Below are 18871 nucleotides of genomic sequence, written 5' to 3' on the forward strand. Positions count from 1 at the left end.
TGCGGCTAATAATACACGTATTTTGTTTTGGATTGTCCGGATTAATATCGCCCGGTTATGGCTTCAGAAACACAAGTCCACTTTAATAAACAATACCTTGAAGAGGAGATACGCCAACTTGCTAAGTTGCAAGAGTTTACACTTGATTCCATGCCGATGGAGTCTATTGATAAAACGTTGGCATCGGCCAAAAAGACTCTCACTAAAACTTATACGGTATTAGCGCGGGCGGCTAAGCTCAATCGGGAGTTGAGTTCGGCCGGGGAATGGCTTATTGACAATTTCTACATTATTCAAGAGCAGATTGTACAGCTGCAGGCAGACTTGCCTAAATCATACTATGAAAAGTTGCCTAGGCTTACGCAAGGAGAATTCAAAGGCTATCCAAGAACTTACGAGATTATACAGCTGCTGGCATCGATCAGCGATAATATTATCGACCAAGAGAATACCACTATTGCCATTAGGGCCTATCAGGAAGTAGATATTTTAAATTTGGCAGAAATGTGGTCGGTACCGTTAATGAATCGATTAGCCCTTATTGTACGGTTGGCCCAGCGTAGTGAAAAGCTTCTCAGAGATCGGAAGATTCAGGATGAAATTGATGCGCTGCTCAATGATAAAATATCTGGTAATATCGATGAGCCCGGATTTCTGCTTCGGAAGCTGTCCGAAATTGTTGAACAGAAGGACGACTCAATACGCTATTTGGTAATTTTAGCACAGCGCCTGCAGTCGCGTGGTATGTTTACCGAAAGTGAACGCCGCTGGTTCGATTATAAACTCTCGCGCTGGGAAACCAATTTAGAGGAACAGCTCCGAGCCCGAATTCAGCAAACATCGCGGCTGCATTTGAGTATCCAAAATGCGATATCATCACTGCGAGAAGTTTCAGAGACCGACTGGTCACTTTTTGTAGAAAGCTGTTCGGTTGTAGAGCGTATTTTGCGACTGGATCCCGCTAATATGTATCCTCGCATGGATTTTAGCACGCGCGACCGGTACCGAAAAATAATTGAGAAGCTTAGTGCTCATTCAACATATAACGAGCAGGAGGTAGCTGAGCAGGCTTTGATGATGGCCGAAAGCGCTGCCCAGAACGGTACAATTCAACGCAGTAAAAAAATGCATATTGGCTACTATCTTATCGATGATGGTTATGCTGCCCTGTGTCAAAAGCTTGCGTATCAAAAGCCGCTTGATGAACGTTTGCGACAACTAGCCAATGAGTATCCTGCAATCTATTTTTCCTTTATTGGGATTCATTTTGTCATTCTTATTGCCATAGTTGGACTGGTTACAAACTTATTAGTTCGAGAAAGCTGGATGATTATCCTCACGCTGATCATATCCTGGCTACCAGCTCTGGATTTATCCATTGTTTCCACCAATCGATTGCTTTCTTTTCTAATTCCACCCCGCATTTTACCCAAACTCAAATTTGATGGGGCTATTCCCGATGAATATCGTACTGTAGTGATTGTTCCCACTATGTTGTCGTCGCCTTCCGATGTAGAAGCACAATTTGAACTGCTTGAAATCCGTGCCCTGGCGAATTCCAATGAATCGCTGCAGTTTGCAATTGTTTCGGATTTCCTAGATGCCGAGACTGAAACCAGAGAAAGCGATGATGCCATTATGGAAGCTGCCCGACAGCAGATTAATCGACTGAATGTTCAATATCATAGTAAGTATGGCGACAAGTTTCTGTTTTTTCACCGAAAGCGATTGTGGAATAACGCGGAACAGAAGTGGATGGGATGGGAGCGAAAACGAGGAAAAATCGAGGAATTTAACCAACTGTTAAAAAATAAGGATGCCCAAACGAGCTTTATAGAAATACCGGAAGACTTTTTGGTATCGGTTCAAAAGTTCCCTATTAAATTTGTAATTACGCTCGATGCCGATACCAAACTGCCGCCGGGAAGCGCTCAGATGCTTATTGGGGCTGCCGCACACCCGCTCAATCGAGCAGAGATTGATTCTGAGAAAAATATCGTTACGAAAGGTTATGGGATATTTCAGCCGCGGATATCTATTCCACCAAAGTCGGCCAATAAAACCATGTTTGCGAAAATCTATTCTGGCAACGTTGGCCTTGATCCCTATACTACCGCCGTCTCCGATATCTATCAGGATCTTTTTGGGGAAGCGGTTTTTACCGGCAAAGGGCTTTACGATTTGGATGCCTTTGATTCAGTGGTTGGGAATCGCTTTCCAGAGAACCAAATATTATCGCACGACTTGTTGGAGAGTACATACCTGCGGGCGGCTTTACTGACGGATATAGAACTTTTTGATGATTATCCCACAACGTATGTGAGTTTTTCAAAGCGGCTTCACCGGTGGATTCGCGGTGATTGGCAGATTTTGTCTTGGTTATTTAACAGAGTGCCTAAAGGTGGTACCGAGAAGGAGCGTAATCCCATAAACAGTATTTCAAGGTGGAAAATATTTGATAATCTACGTCGATCAATAAATCCCGCTGCACTGTTATTGTTCTTGTTAGCCGGATGGATTTTTCTGCCCGGATCAGCATTGATATGGACGGCTGCTGTATTTGGTATAATGGCATTTCCCATTTATTCCAGTTTCTCAACCGATATTTTTCGACGGCCACAGCGGGTAGGGTGGCGCCTGTACCTTGATAAAATCCGCGTTGATATTAAGATGAATACCATACAAGCCGTGACGAGCTTTTTAAACCTTCCACATCAGGCTTTTATCTCTTTGGATGCTATCTACAGAACACTTTATCGGCTGTTCGTATCTGAAAAGCACTTACTTGAATGGACTACGGCTACTCAGGTCGAAAAACAGCATTCCGATGGATCAATGTGGGATTATTGGCAAAAGATGATGTCGAATGTTATTTGGAGCGGACTTTGTCTAACACTGGTAAGTGTTTTTAGTACTTCCGTTTTATTTATTGCCGTTCCTATTTGTTTGGGATGGCTCTTGGCTCCTTATGGAATGTACTTGTTGGGTCGTCCGCTTAAAACTGAAAAACGAGAGCTATCACAGAAACAGTATCTAGAGCTGCGCCAATATGCACGCAGAACATGGCATTTCTTTGAGCAGTACGTTAATGAAGAACATTCTTGGCTCCCCCCTGATAACGTACAGGAAGAACCGTATATCGGAGCTGTAGGGCGCACATCTCCCACAAATATGGGCTTGGCACTTACGGCTGTATATTCGGCCTTTGAGATGGGGTATCTCACACTTTCTGAATTGGTAACACAGCTCGATAACATGCTTTCTTCGATGAGTAAACTCGAGCGATATCGAGGGCATTTCTATAATTGGTACAGCACGAAATTAGGAGCTGTATTAAATCCAAATTATGTATCCACCGTCGATTCAGGAAATTTGGCGGCATCACTGCTGGTAATTGAGCAGGCTTTATATCAACTGGATAAACAACCTTGTCCTAATCCGGCCTTTTGGACTGGCTTACAAGATACTATTCGTGTTTTGGATGATCTGTTCGGGGAGTATAAAAAGAGTGCTGATTACAAAAGTTTGGTTGACGAAGTAATTACTATTACGAAGCAAATGAGTGGTAAAATTCCTCAAGTTCCCCCGGAACCCCTCAAAAAATGGAAAGAGATTTTATTGGAGTTACGAGAGGATGCCCAAAAATTAGATAAGCTTTCTGCCGGTGTTTTGGAGTATTCGTTGGAAGATCAGCAAAGCCATGAGTTGAGTGACTGGCTTCAACGACCGTTGATCCAGATCCAGGGACAACTGGATGAGATTGAGGAATTAAAGGGTAACAATAGTAAACCATCAGAAAACAGAGAAACGTTTAATAACACTGCGTATGCTGATCTTCTTATAAAGGCTGCTCAGTTAAGTTCAAGCTGTCGCCAGATGGTTCAGGAGATGGATTTTTCGCTGGTTTACGATTCCGATCGTGAGCTATTCAGCATTGGATATAATGTGGATCGGGCCAATCAAGATAACAGTCATTATGATCTTTTGGCCAGTGAGGCTCGGCTGGCATCGTTTATTGCGATAGCGAAGGGCGAAGTACCGCCGGAGCATTGGTTTCGTCTAAGCCGCCGACTAACAAGTATCGAGCGCAATGAAATTCTACTTTCGTGGGGCGGCACGATGTTTGAATACCTGATGCCGTTACTGTTTATGTCCAAATTTGAAAATACACTGCTTAGCAACACCTATGAAAATGTGGTTCTATGGCAGCGAAATTATGGATTACTGCGGAACAAGCCCTGGGGTTTTTCTGAAAGTGGATACAACGTGCGAAATCTTGAATTGCACTATCAATACCGGGGCTTTGGTGTGCCGGGATTGGGGCTACGGCGGGGACTGGCCGAAGATTATGTAGTGGCACCTTATGCCGGGATGCTGGCGTTGATGGTAGACTCAAGGCATGCGCTTAGTAATCTGCAAAAATTGCGGGACGAGGGCGCTTATGGGGCGAGTGGTTTTTATGAAGCAGTAGATTATACACCGCGACACCTCGCTGAAAATAACGGCATTAACAGTGCTGTTGTAAAAATGTATATGGCACATCATCAGGGCATGAGTTTATTGGCCCTTCTGAATGTGTTGGATAACAATCGCATACAGCAATTATTCCATGATCATCCCTTGGTTCGGTCCTGTGAATTACTTTTACAAGAGCGCATTCCAAGAGGAATTCCTATTAAAGAGCCGCGTCCCATTGACGTAGAGCTTGAGCCGGCCGAAGAGGAGCGAGCACAAAATGTAGTTGATCATGCAGGTATGGAAGATTTAGACGATACCCCGCCTCGAACCCATATCCTTTCAAACGGACATTATTCGACGTTGATTAGCCATTCAGGAACCGGTTATTCTTATTCTGATGATCTCATGCTTACCCGATGGCGTTCAGATACGGTAACTGATCATTACGGCATATTTTTCTACATCCGTGATTTGGAAAGTGGCAATTACTGGTCAGCAGGCCATCAACCGGTAAAGCGCAAGGCTGATCGTTATGATACTTGGTATCATGCCGGGAAGGTACAGATTGCTCGGGTAGACGACTGGATTGAAACATTTATGGAGATCTGCGTTTCGCCGGAAGATAATATTGAGCTACGAAAAATTACGTTGACCAACTATTCCGAACGTCAGCGGAAGATTGAGATTACCAGTTATGCCGAAGTCGTTTTAAATACCCAGCAAGCCGACCGGGCCCATCCCGCATTTTCAAACTTATTTGTTCAAACGGAGTACCTGCAGGAACATCACTCGATATTGGCAAAAAGACGTCCCCGCGCAGAAGATGAAGATCCCATTTGGCTGGTTCATACGATCGCCAGTGATGATGCTGACAGTTATGCCGATGAATTGCAGATTGAAACAGATCGTGAGCACTTTATCGGGCGTAACCGGTCGATGCAGGCACCCCGAGCGATGGACAACGGAGCTCGACTTAGTGGTAGGGTTGGGAATGTAAAAGATCCAATAGTAAGCATTCGAAGGGTAATAACACTCAAACCCGGTGAAAACAAGAATATCACTTTCGGATTGGGGAGAGTCGCCAATCGTGACGAGGCGGTATCTATGAGTGACCGATATGACAACCTTTATGCTACGGATCGTGTTTTTGAACTTGCTTCTATCTACGGCAATGTTGAACTGGAGCATGTGGGACTGAGCGGTGAGCAAGCCCAGTACATTCAACACCTCACAAGTTATCTTGTGTATAACTGTGAAGCTTTGCGTGCTGATGAAAATACGTTAATACAAAATCGGAAAACGCAATCGGGTCTCTGGGCACACGGAATATCAGGCGATGTGCCTATTTTGGTATATCACATCGATGATAAAAAGTATATGCGTGAGGTGACGCTATTACTTAAAGCACATCATTTTTGGCGTCAACGCGGTTTAAAGGTTGATTTAGTTTTTATGAATGATCATCCGCCGTCGTATATAAACGAGCTCCAGGAATTGATACAACAGCAGCTGCAGCAAACTACCGACCATCATACACAGCGAGACAAGGGAGGGGTATTTATCCTCCGCAGTGATGAGTTAAGCCGAGAAGATAATATCCTTATCAATACAGTAGCTCATGTGGTTCTTACCGGAAAACTGCCCAACCTTGCACAGTTGAAAGAGCAGGAGCAAGTAGAAATTCCTGATAATCAGGGATCAACTTATAATCCAGTGGAATATCTCCATGCTAAAAACCAAGCCGAAAATATTGGCGATAATTTACGGTTTTATAATGGATATGGCGGATTTTCTGCCAACGGTCATGAATATGTTATTACGCTCCGCACCGATCCGGATACCCAAAAGTTACTCTTTCCTCCGGCTCCATGGATCAATGTTATAGCAAACCCGAACTTTGGCTTTTTAACGACTGAAAAAGGATCTTCATACAGCTGGAGTAAAAACAGCAGAGAGAATAAGCTTACTCCGTGGTCGAATGATACGGTGTTGGATCCATCGGGAGAGGCTATTTATATACGTGATGAGGACGAAAAGCTATTTTGGTCACCCATGCCGCAACCGGTACCGGGTAGTGCGGAATATGAAATAAGGCACGGTCACGGGTATTCTACCTATAGAAGTACTACCATGAATATAGGGCAAGAAGTAATTGCGTGGGTAGATAAAGATGATCCGATAAAATTCGTAAAGCTCAGATTGTCTAATGAAGGTTTAATGGACAAAAAGTTAACGTTGTTTGGATATACCGATTGGGTTTTAGGAGTATTCAGGGAGAATTCTGCGCGTCAGATTGTAACATCAGTTGATGAAAATATACAAGCTATTTTTGCACGCAATCACTACAATAATGAATTTGCGGGACGGGTTGCTTTCTCAGGATTTGTTACAGAAAAGGATCTCAATTCAGTTTTCTATTCCTCCGATCGGCAATCATTTATTGGCCGTAATCGGAATCTGCAAAGCCCAAAGGCGGTAAAGGATGGTGCTGCCTTAAATGGGCGTTTTGGGATGAGGTTTGAATCGTGTGCTGCACACCAGTTTTCATTAGAATTAAAATCAGGCGAATCAGCCGAAATCTATTTCTATTTAGGTGAAGTACAAGATCAAAAGGAAGGGCGCACGCTAATCAGCAAGTATCAGAATCCTGAGGCTATTCAGCAGTCACTCGGTGATGTTAAAGCATTTTGGCGGAAGAAACTGGGCGGTATCAGGGTTAAGACACCGGAGCCGGAATTAAATTTTTTAATGAATGGCTGGTTGCAATATCAGAATATCGCCTGCCGAATGTGGGGGCGAACCGGATTCTACCAGGCGGGCGGAGCATTCGGATTTCGGGATCAGTTGCAGGATGCTACGGCAGCCTGTTATTTGGATCCGGAACTTACCCGTAAACAAATTCTGTTGCATGCTGAACATCAGTTTGAGGAGGGGGATGTACTGCATTGGTGGCATCCGCCGACCGACCGAGGTATTCGTTCTCTTATTACGGATGATCTGCTTTGGCTGCCATATACAACGGCTTTTTACATCAATAGTACCGGAGATAACACTATTCTGGATGAGCAGATTACGTTTTTAAAAGCACGTCAACTGTATGAAGGAGAGCATGAGGCCTATTTACAGCCGGAGGTATCCCAACAACGGGCATCTTTATATGAACACTGCTGCAGGGCTATTGATCGCTCACTCACGAAAGGGGCCCATGGATTGCCATTAATAGGCGGAGGAGACTGGAATGATGGGATGAATAAGGTAGGTGTTGATGGTAAAGGAGAAAGTATCTGGCTGGGATTTTTCCTCTATACAATTTTAGATGATTTTATTCCGATCGTTAAGAAATTTGATGACAGGGACCGACTTGACCAATACCGCACGCATAAAAAAGAGCTAAAAAAGCATCTCAATAAAGAGGGATGGGATGGTGAGTGGTATCGGCGGGCTTACTACGATGATGGTACCCCTTTGGGATCATCTCAAAACGACGAGTGCCGTATAGATGCTATTGCACAGGCTTGGTCGGTAATTTCTGGAGCCGGAACGCCTTCCAAAACGGAAAAGGCACTGCTTGCTGCGGAACGGCACCTGGTATCAATGCAAGATGGAATCATTAGGTTGCTTACTCCTGCTTTTGATCATACCGAGAAAAACCCAGGTTATATTAAAGGATATATTCCGGGTGTTCGCGAGAATGGTGGTCAATATACCCATGCTGCACTGTGGTTGGTTAAAGCGTTTGCAGAGGCGGGGGAAACGGAAAAAGCTATTTCATATATGAAGATGCTTTTACCTGTTAATCATGCTATAAATAATAAAGATGTAGAACGCTATCATGTTGAACCTTATGCGGTTGCAGCTGATATATATGGAGAAGATCCACTGGTGGGAATGGGGGGCTGGACCTGGTACACCGGCTCGGCGGGATGGATGTATCGTGTTGTTCTGGAGTCAATATTGGGCATAACTATTGTTGATGGTAACAAGCTTCATGTTAGGCCTACTGTCATATCCTCATGGAAAAAGTACGAGTGCTGGATAAGGAATAAGGGACGTGATATTGTGTTGCATATCGAGGTATTGAATCCCAATAAATTATCCAAGGGAACTATTACTGCATCGCTTAACGGTTCCTCTATTGCCGTAAATAATGATGTGGTAATATCTTCGATTCCTGATAGCAAAGGAGACCATCTGTTAAGAATTGTTATTGAGGAGTAGGTATTTCTGGATTGATAGTGTAGTAGAAATTCTTACATCTATAATATAGTAGCTCGTACATTTAGTCGGTGAATACTTGTATATATTCATTTTCATGGAATTCCAATTTGACTGCCCCAAAATTTAACTCATCATGGACACCATAAATATTCTGATTATTGAAAAAGATATTCTCGTTAGAAGGGCAATAACCAATATTTTACAACAGCAGAAACAATCCCGCGTCTATTGGTTACATGATGAGTTTGACAATGTAGAAACTGTTATTCGTAATAAAGAACCTGACGTTGTACTATTAAATATCGAAAATATTGAGGGAGAAGGGTTAGATATTTTGCAGAAAATACGGTCAACTTTTAGCGAATTACCGGTTGTTGTTATAAGTCCTCGCAGTAAAGAGGGGGCAAAGGCGGCAATAACAGCACTACGATTGGGTGCTATCGATTTTATTACCAGGCCAGAATCAAAGAATCTGATTTTATTTGCTGAGCGGCATCTTAAAAAGAGATTGGAGCCTTTAGTTAAAGCTATCGGCAAGATGAGAGAGCAGAAAAATGTGGATAAGATTATGCTCGAAGCGTTGACTCAGCCCCAGAAAAGTTTTGGGGACCTTATTCCAGATATTAAAGATCAACAGCCGATTGAAATGGTGGTGATTGGTGGATGTACAGGAGGGGTACAGGCACTGTTTTCAATTTTAAGCAAGTTGCCAAGAGATTTAGGAATACCTGTGGTAATTGTACAGCATCTGCCGAGAACTTATACCGAGTATTTAGCTACTTCTTTGGATGCTTTTTGCAAGATATCTGTCCGTGAAGTGCAGAATGGAGATAAACTTGAGGCTGGTTCTGTTTATATTGCTCCCGGTGGTTATCAGTGTGAAATTTCTCAGTCCGCCTCAGATATTGTGGCCTCAGTGCATCGCGGTCCACGCGAAAATAACATGCGCCCTTCTATTGATGTATTATTCCGTTCTGCAGCTAAAATATACGGCAGTAAAACCCTCGGAGTTTTGCTTAGTGGTTGTGGTTGTGATGGGTTGAGAGGTGCTGAAGAAATCAAGGAACACTCCGGGCAAATTATTGTTCAAGATCCCCGATCTTCTATTGCTGCTGACCTACCATTAGCAGCTATTTCGCGAGGGCTTACCAAAACATATTGTACCCCGCAAGATATTGCGCAGCAAATAACTAAGCACTCAATGTTTATGGGTAGTGATTATTATCAAACTCAGGAAAAAGATCTAATAAATACCAATTTTTTATTTTAGATTGTCCATAGATACATCATACAGAATATGATATTATTCATCTATGGACCGATCAGCAGAAACCAATCCTTTCTTTGAAAAACAACCTTGGGCACTGGACATATCCGGTGTTCTTGGAACATTAGAAGTTGATGCCGAACAAGGGCTTTCATCTGAACAGGTGGAACGGCGTCAACAAAAGTATGGCCCCAACCAGCTTCGAAGACACAAAAAGCGGGGGGTAGCAGAAATTCTGATTGATCAGCTTAAGAGTATTATAATTGTACTTTTGGCAGCGGCGGCACTGTTCGCATTTTGGTTGGGGGAATATGTAGATGGTTGGGCCATTATAGCAGTTATCGTTATTAATACGGGAATTGGATTTTTTACCGAGCTGCGTGCCGTGCGTTCCATGGAAGCGCTTTTTAAGCTGGGAAAAGTAAGTACTAGAGTCCGCCGAGAGGGTAAAATTGTGGAAATTGACGCCGAAGAGTTGGTGCCGGGCGATGTTGTTATCATTGAGGGCGGTGATATTATTACCGCTGATCTGCGTATTCTCCAACAATCCAAGTTACAGGCTGATGAGTCAGCGTTAACGGGAGAAAGTTTACCGGTCTCAAAACAGGCTGATGCGGTTGCTGATGATACGGTGTTGGCTGAGCGGAGTAGTATGCTTTACAAAGGCACGTCAATAACGCGCGGGGCCGGTGAGGCAGTCGTAATAACAACCGGATTGGATACCGAGTTGGGAGCAATCTCATCGCTCGTTGAGGAAGCGGAACAAGAGCAAACACCTCTCGAAGAACGGCTCGATAGGCTTGGCTATCGGCTAATTGGTGTAACACTACTTATTGCTGCTTTCGTCGTAGGATCAGGTATTTGGGCGGGTAAAGAGTTGTATCTCATGGTTGAAACGGGCATTGCCCTTGCAGTAGCGGCGATTCCCGAGGGTTTGCCCATTGTAGCCACTATAGCCCTGGCGAAGGGAATTCGGCTAATGGCCAAGAAAAACGCCTTGGTCAACCGACTCTCATCTGTAGAAACATTAGGAGCGACCGGTGTTATCTGCACGGATAAAACCGGAACATTGACAGAAAATAAAATGACGGCCACCGGTATCTATCTGTCAGGAGATCGGGACATGTCCTTGTCAGAGCAAGCACTAATGGACAACAGTGATTTAAGGCTGGCTTTGGAGGTGGGCGTTCTTTGCAATAACGCATCGCTGCATGATAATGAAAAGGGCGGAACGGGTGATCCGCTGGAGATTGCATTGCTTGAAGCCGCTAAAAAGGCAAAAATAGATATTGAAGAACTCTCATCTCAATATCCAGAAGTGCGGGAGGAAGCCTTTGATGCTGATGTAAAGATGATGGCTACTTGGAATAAACAGGAAAATGGAGGGTACCGGGTAAATGTGAAAGGAGCACCGGAGGCAGTTTTGGAAGCTTGTAGCACAGTTATAGCAGATGGTGAAGTGCAGCCGTTACAAAAAGAGGAGCGCCAACAATGGGATGAACTTAACCTTAAATTGGGTCAGGAAGGGCTGCGCATGCTGGCATTGGCATTTAAAGGAGCTGAAACGAAGGAAGGTAATCCCTACGAAGAGTTAACGCTCGTGGGCTTTGTTGCACTGAGCGATCCACCTCGAAGTGATGTTAAACCTGCTATTTTGCGATGCCAACAGGCAGGTATTCGCGTAGTGATGATAACGGGTGACCAAAAAGCTACAGCCGAATCTATTGCCGAGGCAGTAGGAATTGATTTAGATAATCGGGAAGCAATACATGGTAAAGATTTGCCGGATATCGCTGAGCTGAATATCGAGAGTAGCGAAGCGGATCGTATTTATCATACATCGGTCTTTTCACGGGTGAGTCCCAATCAAAAATTGGATCTTATCGAGCTCTTTCAAAAGAAAGGGCAGATTGTAGCGATGACGGGTGATGGCGTAAATGATGCTCCTGCTCTTAAAAAGGCCGATATTGGTATTGCTATGGGACAGCGAGGTACCCAGGTTGCCCAAGAGGCCTCCGACATGGTACTTACTGATGATGCTTTTTCAACTATTGTGAGTGCAATAGAACAGGGCCGTGTAATTTTCAATAATATACGCCGGTTTATTTATTATCTGATGTCGTGCAATGTAAGCGAAGTGATGGTGGTTGCCATGGCAACTATAATTGGAACAGTCTTGCCTATCTTGCCGCTACAGATTCTCTTTCTAAATTTGGTTACGGATGTTTTTCCGGCCTTGGCGCTGGGCGTTGGTGAGGGAGAAGAAGGGATTATGCAAAAGCCGCCGCGGAACCCTGAAAAGTCTATACTGGGCAGAAGTGAATGGGTGGGAATCGCCGGTTATGCATTTATTATTACGTTATCAGTATTAGGATCACTCTTTATTGGGATGGAATATCTGCTTTTAACGGCAGATAAAGCTGTAACCCTTTCGTTCTTAACGCTTGCTTTTGCCCAGTTATGGCATGTGTTTAACATGCGAAGCAGTGATTCTAGTTTTTGGGATAATACGATAACGACAAATAACTATGTGTGGGGAGCACTGCTGTTATGTACCGGGTTGTTATTTATGGCGGTTTACGTACCGATTTTTAGTGAGGTTCTAAAAGTTACGCCTCCTACATTTACCGGATGGATTGTAGTTTTTGTTATGAGTGGAATTCCGATTTTGGTTGGACAACTGTGGAAAGCTTATGGACCGGAATTAAAATTCATCAATCAATAAAAAAAGCCAACAGTTTCCTTATGTCGGATTATCCGAATTAAGTATAGAGGTATAATCTCAGCCTTGATTTCTCAAAGCACCCTCAACTGCTGGCTTTATTATCAGTATTGATATACCGATAAATATTAGACCGTTGCACACAACTTGAAATGCCTGATTTAGGCCAATTCCAGAAGAAGTCTCCGGTCATTATTTTGGACTTACCTTGATGTTATGCCGTAGCATTCACAAGGCTGTGCAATTTCAAAATGTCAAACTCTCTCGCTTTAGTCTGTTATTAATATAATATAGCACAACACGGATGTCTGTAGGTAGAACCTTGTATCGCGTGTAGAACTTTGCACTACGCCTAACATCTTTTAGTAATACCAAATTGAGGTAGTATCCTGTATGATTACATCTATAAATTTATTAGAAGATAATTTTAATCCGTTAATGCTTAGTGTTTTAATAAAAATAAATATAATTAATATGGGTTTTTATTTAATTTCAATTATCCAATAATTAAAACTTACGGGGATACAATTATGGATTTTTCAAGTATTAATATTTTTGCAGTACTGGTAGCAACACTTTCTACTTTCTTAGTGGGATGGCTTTGGTATGGCCCTCTTTTTGGCAAGGCGTGGATGAATGCTGTGGGGTTAACAGAAGAGCAAATTCAGCAGGGAAATATGGTAAAAGTATTTGGTTTCGCTTTTATTTTTGAGCTGATTATGGCGTTTAACCTTGCAGTTTTCCTGACTGGATCGCCCGAGGCTGCTGAGATGATGAATGCTCAAATGGGAGCCTTTTATGGGTTTTTAGCTGGGTTTGGATGGGTATTCTTTGCTTTGGCGGTTAATAGCTTATATGAGCAAAAATCATGGAAGTATATTTTTATAAACGGTGGCTATTGGACAGTGGCCTTTACCATCATGGGATTAATTTTGGGTGCTTGGAAGTAATTGTACTAACCATATTCTCGGGGATTATCCCTGAGAATATGTTCTTTATTTGAATTTGCCTGACTTTTTAAATTATTTCCCACTCTTTTAAAATAGCATTACAAATAATCAATACATTCAATGAAATACATCGGAGCCCATGTAAGCGCTGCCGGCGGGGTCGAAAATGTACCCAAAAGAGCTTATGAAATCGGAGCCAAAGCCTTTGCACTATTTACTAAGAATCAACGCCGATGGGAGGGACCGCCGCTTACCAAAGAAAATATTGACGGCTTTAAGAAAAATTGTGAAGAGCTGGGCTATTCCATGGATATTGTAATGCCGCATGACAGCTATCTTATTAACCTCGGACATCCTGAACAAAAACAGCTTGAGAAATCACGCAATGCCTTTCTCGATGAAATACAGCGCTGTGAGCAATTGGGTATTAAACTGTTGAATTTCCATCCCGGTAATCATCTAAACAAAATTAGTGTGAAAGAATGTCTAGTTCGCAATGCTGAATCGTTGAATTGGGCACTGGATAAAACTAACGGGGTTACTGCAGTTATCGAAAATACGGCTGGACAGGGTACCAGCGTGGGATATAAATTTGAGTATCTGGCTCAAATTATTGACGGTGTTGCTGATAAAAGCAGGATAGGTGTATGTATCGATACCTGTCATGCTTTTGCAGCCGGTTATGATTTATCTACCGAAGATGGATTTGAGGCTATGTGCAAGGAGTTTGATGAAACGGTGGGATTCGAATATCTGAAGGGCGTTCATCTTAATGATTCTAAAAAAGAACTTGGCAGCCGGGTTGATCGGCACGATAATATTGGAGAGGGAAAAATTGGATTCAAGGGTTTTGAGCTGTTAATGAAGGATGAGCGCTTTGATGATATCCCGATGATTCTGGAAACACCCAATACCGATCGCTGGCCGGAGGAAATTAAGCTGCTTTATGAACTCGCTGGAAAGTCCTAATTTGAATTCAATCGTCAACTTGAGATAAGGCTAATTTGTAGTATTGCTGGTTTTAAACATAAGATCTACAACAATCATATGAGGTAATGTAAGAGCGCTGATTAAAATGAATAGTAGTGCCAGCATTTGCTCTTCTGATCCAAATGCTTGATTTAGTTCGTACAATATCCAAAGTCCCGCAATACTGATAATCGTGAATAACCAGGAGTCTTTTGCAAATTGTAGCGGTCCCCAGTATTTATTCTGTTTTGAAAAAAAGTCTTTTAATTCCTTAACATGTCCGAGGGAATGCCAGAATCCAAAATAAATGGTAAAAGCGATTATTGGTTCTGCAAACCAAAATAAAGCACTAATGAGAGTAGCATCTCCAAGAAGATACCAACTATTAGTGTCTAAATTTTCTCTGAATGTGAAAGTAGCTATTGCCAATAAAAGGAAATGTTGAGCCGTGGTTACTGCAACTATCTCATAACTGTATTGATCGATTAAAGAGCCAGCTGTAATTTCGATATTCATGATGCTTTCCATTATTGGAAACGAAACCGATGGGGTGACAAAAATAACAAGTCCCATAATCATAAAACCGCGAGAAATATACAGACCATTTTTTATCGCAGCTGGCATATTGAGATGAATAAAGTCTGCCTGACCGAAGTGGTAAATTGTACACAGTAAGAATAATATAAATCCTGTAATGGGGCTTAGATACCAGATAACACCCATTAACAGCATTAGCGTGAGATAAGGCAGGTAAAATTTTAATTGGTCAGATATCCGATTGGATAAATCATACATTTTTCCGCTAATGATATGATCTACCGCCCCATGTGGAATGCCAACTAAAAGCATGACCGTTGCGAAGATGTAATACTTTGAGGCTTCTGCTATATCTGGCCTTAAGATAGAGATCAGTATTGCAATTAAAGATACTGATACCGTAACATTGTCCAATGGGAGTGACCGGTGTTTCATAAGACATTAATAAAATCGCCTCCGCAGTTTTGCGGAGGCGAAATAAATGTGACCAGCTTTAGTTAGTTTTGCTTATCAAGCATATGCTTCTTCAACGGAATAACCTTCGGCCAGTGATTTTTCACGAGCGATAGCATATATCATTACCCCGTAACCTGCTTTGGCAAGTACATCAGCAATGGTATATCCAACTTGAATTGTTACAAGAGAACTTGATCCGGTAAGACCAAAAAATGGGGCCATATAAACTATCGGATAAAAACCCCAAGTGAATATAAGTAGCAACCGAATGTTACGGAATAAAACTCGCACGCGTTCTGGTTGTCCTTCCATTGCCGATCCTAATTCACCAAACAGTATATAAAGGATATAAACAAATGGAATTGTACTTAACAGACCCCAAAAGCCGCGCTCAGAAAACATACTGTCAGCAGAAAGTAATTCACCGGGATAACCGAGTGCAATCATAAAAACAGCAGCTATAACTAACTTGGTTAGCATTGAACTACTTTTGGAGCGCGATAAGTCAAGTACCAATACCAATTCTACCAACAATAGTGGAACAGTTAGTAACCAATCTACATAACGGTAAGCATCATTAAATGGCTCACCACTACTGAGATATTCTGTTCCGGCTGAGGAAAGCTCAAATGCCCCCGTCCAGCTACCGATAATACGGAAATAGTGATATGCTGCAATACCTACTACCAATGTCGATATTACTAATGATATCCGATATTTGGGAGATACCCGGTCTCGAGCAAGAATAAAAAATACCCCGGCAGCCAACATAGCTGCAATTGAAAAGGATAACATATTATATACGAGTGAATATTCACCAAGTGATAGTGATGTTATATCCATAATTGCCTTATTTAATTAGGAATTTATATTTAAAACTATAGGATAGTTCGTAATCTTACCTCTAAACTTTAGAAATATTACCTGCGTTCCAATTTTCAGATATTTTTGAAAATAATTCCGGGAATTAAGAAATGCGGAATTATTTATCCCCGAAATTCTTTTTGGGTATGAAATCTAACAAACTTACAATTGTGAAATTAGGACATGATTTCTATGCTTATTTAAACCGCGAAGAAAGCAAAGCGTATGTCGAAAAACTATTCATTTACCTGGCGTTCTCTCTTTTTTTAATACATCTGCTCGTCATTTTTATCGCGGATAGCTCTGTCATATCATCCGTTATACTTAAAAATGTAAATACCAATTATTTATCTGCTTTATATACCCCTTTTAGTATCATCCTGGTTTATGAAGTGTATTTTATGATATTAGCACTTCCTCTTTCTTTTACTGAGTCAATCAAAAAGCAATATGAAATCATTTCACTAATTATTATCCGTCGGGTATTTAAGGATTTATCTGACTTTTCAGGATTTTCAGAGGTTTGGGATCAAACAGATCAATTTTTAGATATTATTTTTGATCTATGCGGCGGATTGATACTCTTTTTGTTGGTGGGAGTTTTTTATCATGCATCCAAAAATCGAAGAGGGGCCAGCAGTTCAACTAAATTGAATAAATTTATTAGGTTCAAAGAGTTTATTGCTTTAATCCTTGCGGTCTTATTGATTTTTTTGGCTGCTTTTGCATTTGGAGAGTGGGTAAACGAAGTGATTTTATCAACGTACTCGGTAGTGGACTATGACCTCGAATTAGAGTCTCTGTTTTTTGATGACCTTTTCACGGTTATGATTTTTACTGATGTCCTTATTTTTATAGCATCCTTTCTATACTCAAAACGCTATGAAGTCTTAATAAGAAATGCGGGTTTTATTGTCTCTACTATACTTATTCGTATTTCATTGACGGTAAAAAACGAATATGGAGTTTTAGTTGCTATTGGGGCGGTTCTTACCGGAATTGCTGTTCAGTTGATTTACCGTTACTTCTCTTGGCTCGATATTAATGATGAAGACAGGATTTACCCAACGCAGTAATAAATATAAATTAGTTTAAACGATTTTATTCCAATTTACATTGAAGTAGGAGAAATTAGATTTTTTACTTTATGGAGACACTGGTATTTGCAGCAGGACTTTTAGTTAGCTTATTATTTTCAGTAGGGTATGTCTTATACAAAAAAGAGTTAATATCCCAGCGTGAACGTGATAGAAAGAAAAAATCTAATAACGAATATCGTACTAACGAAGAGTTTATTTCTTATCCTTAAGATTAAATTAATAATTACATAACAACCAATGAATATGTTAAGAAAATCAGATTACTTTATTCTTGCTTCCGTCTTTATCTCCTTTTTACTCTCCATTTATCTCTGGTTTACCGGACATAAGGATGCAGGGCTTTTCGTGGGTATTTGGGTTCCTTCGATTTTAAGTTTAGGCGTTTATTTGAAAACAATCTCAAAGGGTGGACAACATGGGTGAAGTAAATATTTTTGCGATCGGTGTTATAGTAACTTTTTTGTTTGCCATAGGTGTATTTTACACCATCAGTGAGTTCAAGGAAATGTATAGTGGCAAGGAACAAGGAGTGAGAAGAGATTCTAACTTTAAAATAAAATCAAAAAAGCAGAAGAAATAGCTACTCCGCAATTTTTCCGAGACGCATAAACACCGGAAAGGAGACTTCTAAACTCTCTTGGCTTCCTAACTTTTGCTGGAGGTGTTTTATCGTTTTATCAACGGGATTTTTATCCAGCTCCGACTTCATTTTTTGAACGGCCGACCATGAGTTGAAATAGCCTTCCAGGTGATCGAGCGACCATTGATAGGTAATCTCAAAATCAGGAGCGGAAATTTCATTAAAAGGGAAGGGGATATTTTTATAATGCTCATCCAGATATCTTCTATTTTCATTAAAATACTGTCGAAAAGCCTCTTCGTACAGTTCATCAATGATGGGATTAACCGTCTTGGAAACGCGAACCATACCGTAGCCAACTACAGCCAGTAAGGCATTTTTTCGAGCAGTTCTGCGTACTTCATCGTAAAAACGGTCGAAGTTGAGCCAGTGAACAGCCTGGGCTATAGTAATCAGATTGAAAGTGTTACTGGGTAATCCAGAATGTTCTGCCGGCGTATTCAGATAGGTGATATTGGATTTTTGAGGTGCATAGCTGAGTTGTTCCTCGCTGATATCGTTGGCAAAAACTTGATCAAAATGATTAGCCAAATATCCGGCTATCTGACCTGATCCCGTAGCGCAATCCCAGGCTGTTTTCTTCTCATCTAGATGCTCAAAAATAAAGCTATACAGCTCTTCTGGATAGTCAGGACGGTATTTCGAGTACAGATCTGCTTGTTTGGAAAATCGCTTTTCTGAACTTGACAT

The 18871-nt window shown here is 41.6% G+C and carries 11 protein-coding genes and 1 riboswitch; of the genes, 8 read left to right on the plus strand and 3 right to left on the minus strand.

What is annotated here, in order from left to right; all coding sequences use genetic code 11:
* The first annotated feature begins 57 nt into the window (after positions 1-57).
* The 5 genes from U5J89_RS12750 to nfo all read left to right on the plus strand — a co-directional run bounded on the left by U5J89_RS12750 (position 58) and on the right by nfo (position 14584).
* Positions 58-8676 (plus strand): GH36-type glycosyl hydrolase domain-containing protein, encoded by an 8619-nt coding sequence (locus tag U5J89_RS12750; protein ID WP_322576021.1) that lies wholly within the window; start codon positions 58-60, stop codon positions 8674-8676.
* Between the two features lie 133 nt (positions 8677-8809).
* A complete protein-coding gene (locus U5J89_RS12755) occupies positions 8810-9946 on the plus strand; it encodes a chemotaxis protein CheB (protein ID WP_322576022.1) in 1137 nt (378 codons plus the stop codon).
* Between the two features lie 43 nt (positions 9947-9989).
* Positions 9990-12668: a cation-transporting P-type ATPase gene (locus tag U5J89_RS12760; RefSeq protein WP_322576023.1), complete on the plus strand. Its 2679-nt coding sequence runs from the start codon at positions 9990-9992 to the stop codon at positions 12666-12668.
* A riboswitch (TPP riboswitch) is annotated at positions 12667-12762 on the minus strand. (Overlaps the previous gene by 2 nt.)
* A gap of 433 nt (positions 12763-13195) precedes the next feature.
* Positions 13196-13615 carry a DUF1761 domain-containing protein gene (locus tag U5J89_RS12765; protein WP_322576024.1) on the plus strand — a complete coding sequence of 140 codons (420 nt, stop codon included), beginning with the start codon at positions 13196-13198 and terminating at the stop codon, positions 13613-13615.
* Positions 13616-13735: 120 nt separating this feature from the next.
* Positions 13736-14584, plus strand: coding sequence for a deoxyribonuclease IV (nfo, locus tag U5J89_RS12770; RefSeq protein ID WP_322576025.1), 849 nt, complete (start codon positions 13736-13738; stop codon positions 14582-14584).
* A 30-nt stretch (positions 14585-14614) separates the two neighbouring features.
* On the opposite strand, the gene U5J89_RS12775 is transcribed toward nfo, so the two are convergent.
* Entirely contained in the window at positions 14615-15535 is a 921-nt protein-coding gene (locus tag U5J89_RS12775; RefSeq protein WP_322576026.1) for a Brp/Blh family beta-carotene 15,15'-dioxygenase, read from the minus strand.
* A 96-nt stretch (positions 15536-15631) separates the two neighbouring features.
* Complete coding sequence (locus U5J89_RS12780) at positions 15632-16420, minus strand: bacteriorhodopsin-like (protein ID WP_322576027.1); 789 nt, start codon at positions 16418-16420, stop codon at positions 15632-15634.
* A 167-nt stretch (positions 16421-16587) separates the two neighbouring features.
* Here U5J89_RS12780 and U5J89_RS12785 point away from each other — a divergent pair, with 167 nt between their 5' ends.
* From U5J89_RS12785 to U5J89_RS12795, 3 genes are all read left to right on the plus strand, one after another.
* Positions 16588-17517, plus strand: a complete 930-nt coding sequence (locus tag U5J89_RS12785) for a hypothetical protein (protein WP_322576028.1) — start codon at positions 16588-16590, stop codon at positions 17515-17517.
* Between the two features lie 71 nt (positions 17518-17588).
* Entirely contained in the window at positions 17589-17750 is a 162-nt protein-coding gene (locus U5J89_RS12790) for a hypothetical protein (RefSeq protein WP_322576029.1), read from the plus strand.
* 206 nt (positions 17751-17956) lie between these two features.
* Positions 17957-18121 (plus strand): hypothetical protein, encoded by a 165-nt coding sequence (locus U5J89_RS12795; protein ID WP_322576030.1) that lies wholly within the window; start codon positions 17957-17959, stop codon positions 18119-18121.
* Here the strand turns inward: U5J89_RS12795 and U5J89_RS12800 are convergent, their stop codons facing one another.
* The gene (locus U5J89_RS12800) at positions 18122-18871 is read right to left on the minus strand and encodes a class I SAM-dependent methyltransferase (RefSeq protein WP_322576031.1); all 750 of its coding nucleotides are present in this window, start codon (positions 18869-18871) and stop codon (positions 18122-18124) included.

The organism is Fodinibius sp. (assembly GCF_034521915.1).
In the GTDB taxonomy this organism is placed as follows: Bacteria; Bacteroidota; Rhodothermia; order Balneolales; family Balneolaceae; genus Fodinibius.

Excerpts from the sequence above, each read along its gene's own strand:
- U5J89_RS12795 (WP_322576030.1), top strand. The coding sequence starts at position 17,957 with ATGGGTGAAGTAAATATTTTTGCGATCGGTGTTATAGTAACTTTTTTG.
- U5J89_RS12790 (WP_322576029.1), top strand. The coding sequence starts at position 17,589 with ATGGAGACACTGGTATTTGCAGCAGGACTTTTAGTTAGCTTATTATTT.
- U5J89_RS12800 (WP_322576031.1), bottom strand. The coding sequence starts at position 18,871 with ATGTCAAGTTCAGAAAAGCGATTTTCCAAACAAGCAGATCTGTACTCG.
- U5J89_RS12750 (WP_322576021.1), top strand. The coding sequence starts at position 58 with ATGGCTTCAGAAACACAAGTCCACTTTAATAAACAATACCTTGAAGAG.
- U5J89_RS12780 (WP_322576027.1), bottom strand. The coding sequence starts at position 16,420 with ATGGATATAACATCACTATCACTTGGTGAATATTCACTCGTATATAAT.
- U5J89_RS12755 (WP_322576022.1), top strand. The coding sequence starts at position 8,810 with ATGGACACCATAAATATTCTGATTATTGAAAAAGATATTCTCGTTAGA.
- U5J89_RS12785 (WP_322576028.1), top strand. The coding sequence starts at position 16,588 with ATGAAATCTAACAAACTTACAATTGTGAAATTAGGACATGATTTCTAT.
- nfo (WP_322576025.1), top strand. The coding sequence starts at position 13,736 with ATGAAATACATCGGAGCCCATGTAAGCGCTGCCGGCGGGGTCGAAAAT.
- U5J89_RS12765 (WP_322576024.1), top strand. The coding sequence starts at position 13,196 with ATGGATTTTTCAAGTATTAATATTTTTGCAGTACTGGTAGCAACACTT.
- U5J89_RS12760 (WP_322576023.1), top strand. The coding sequence starts at position 9,990 with ATGGACCGATCAGCAGAAACCAATCCTTTCTTTGAAAAACAACCTTGG.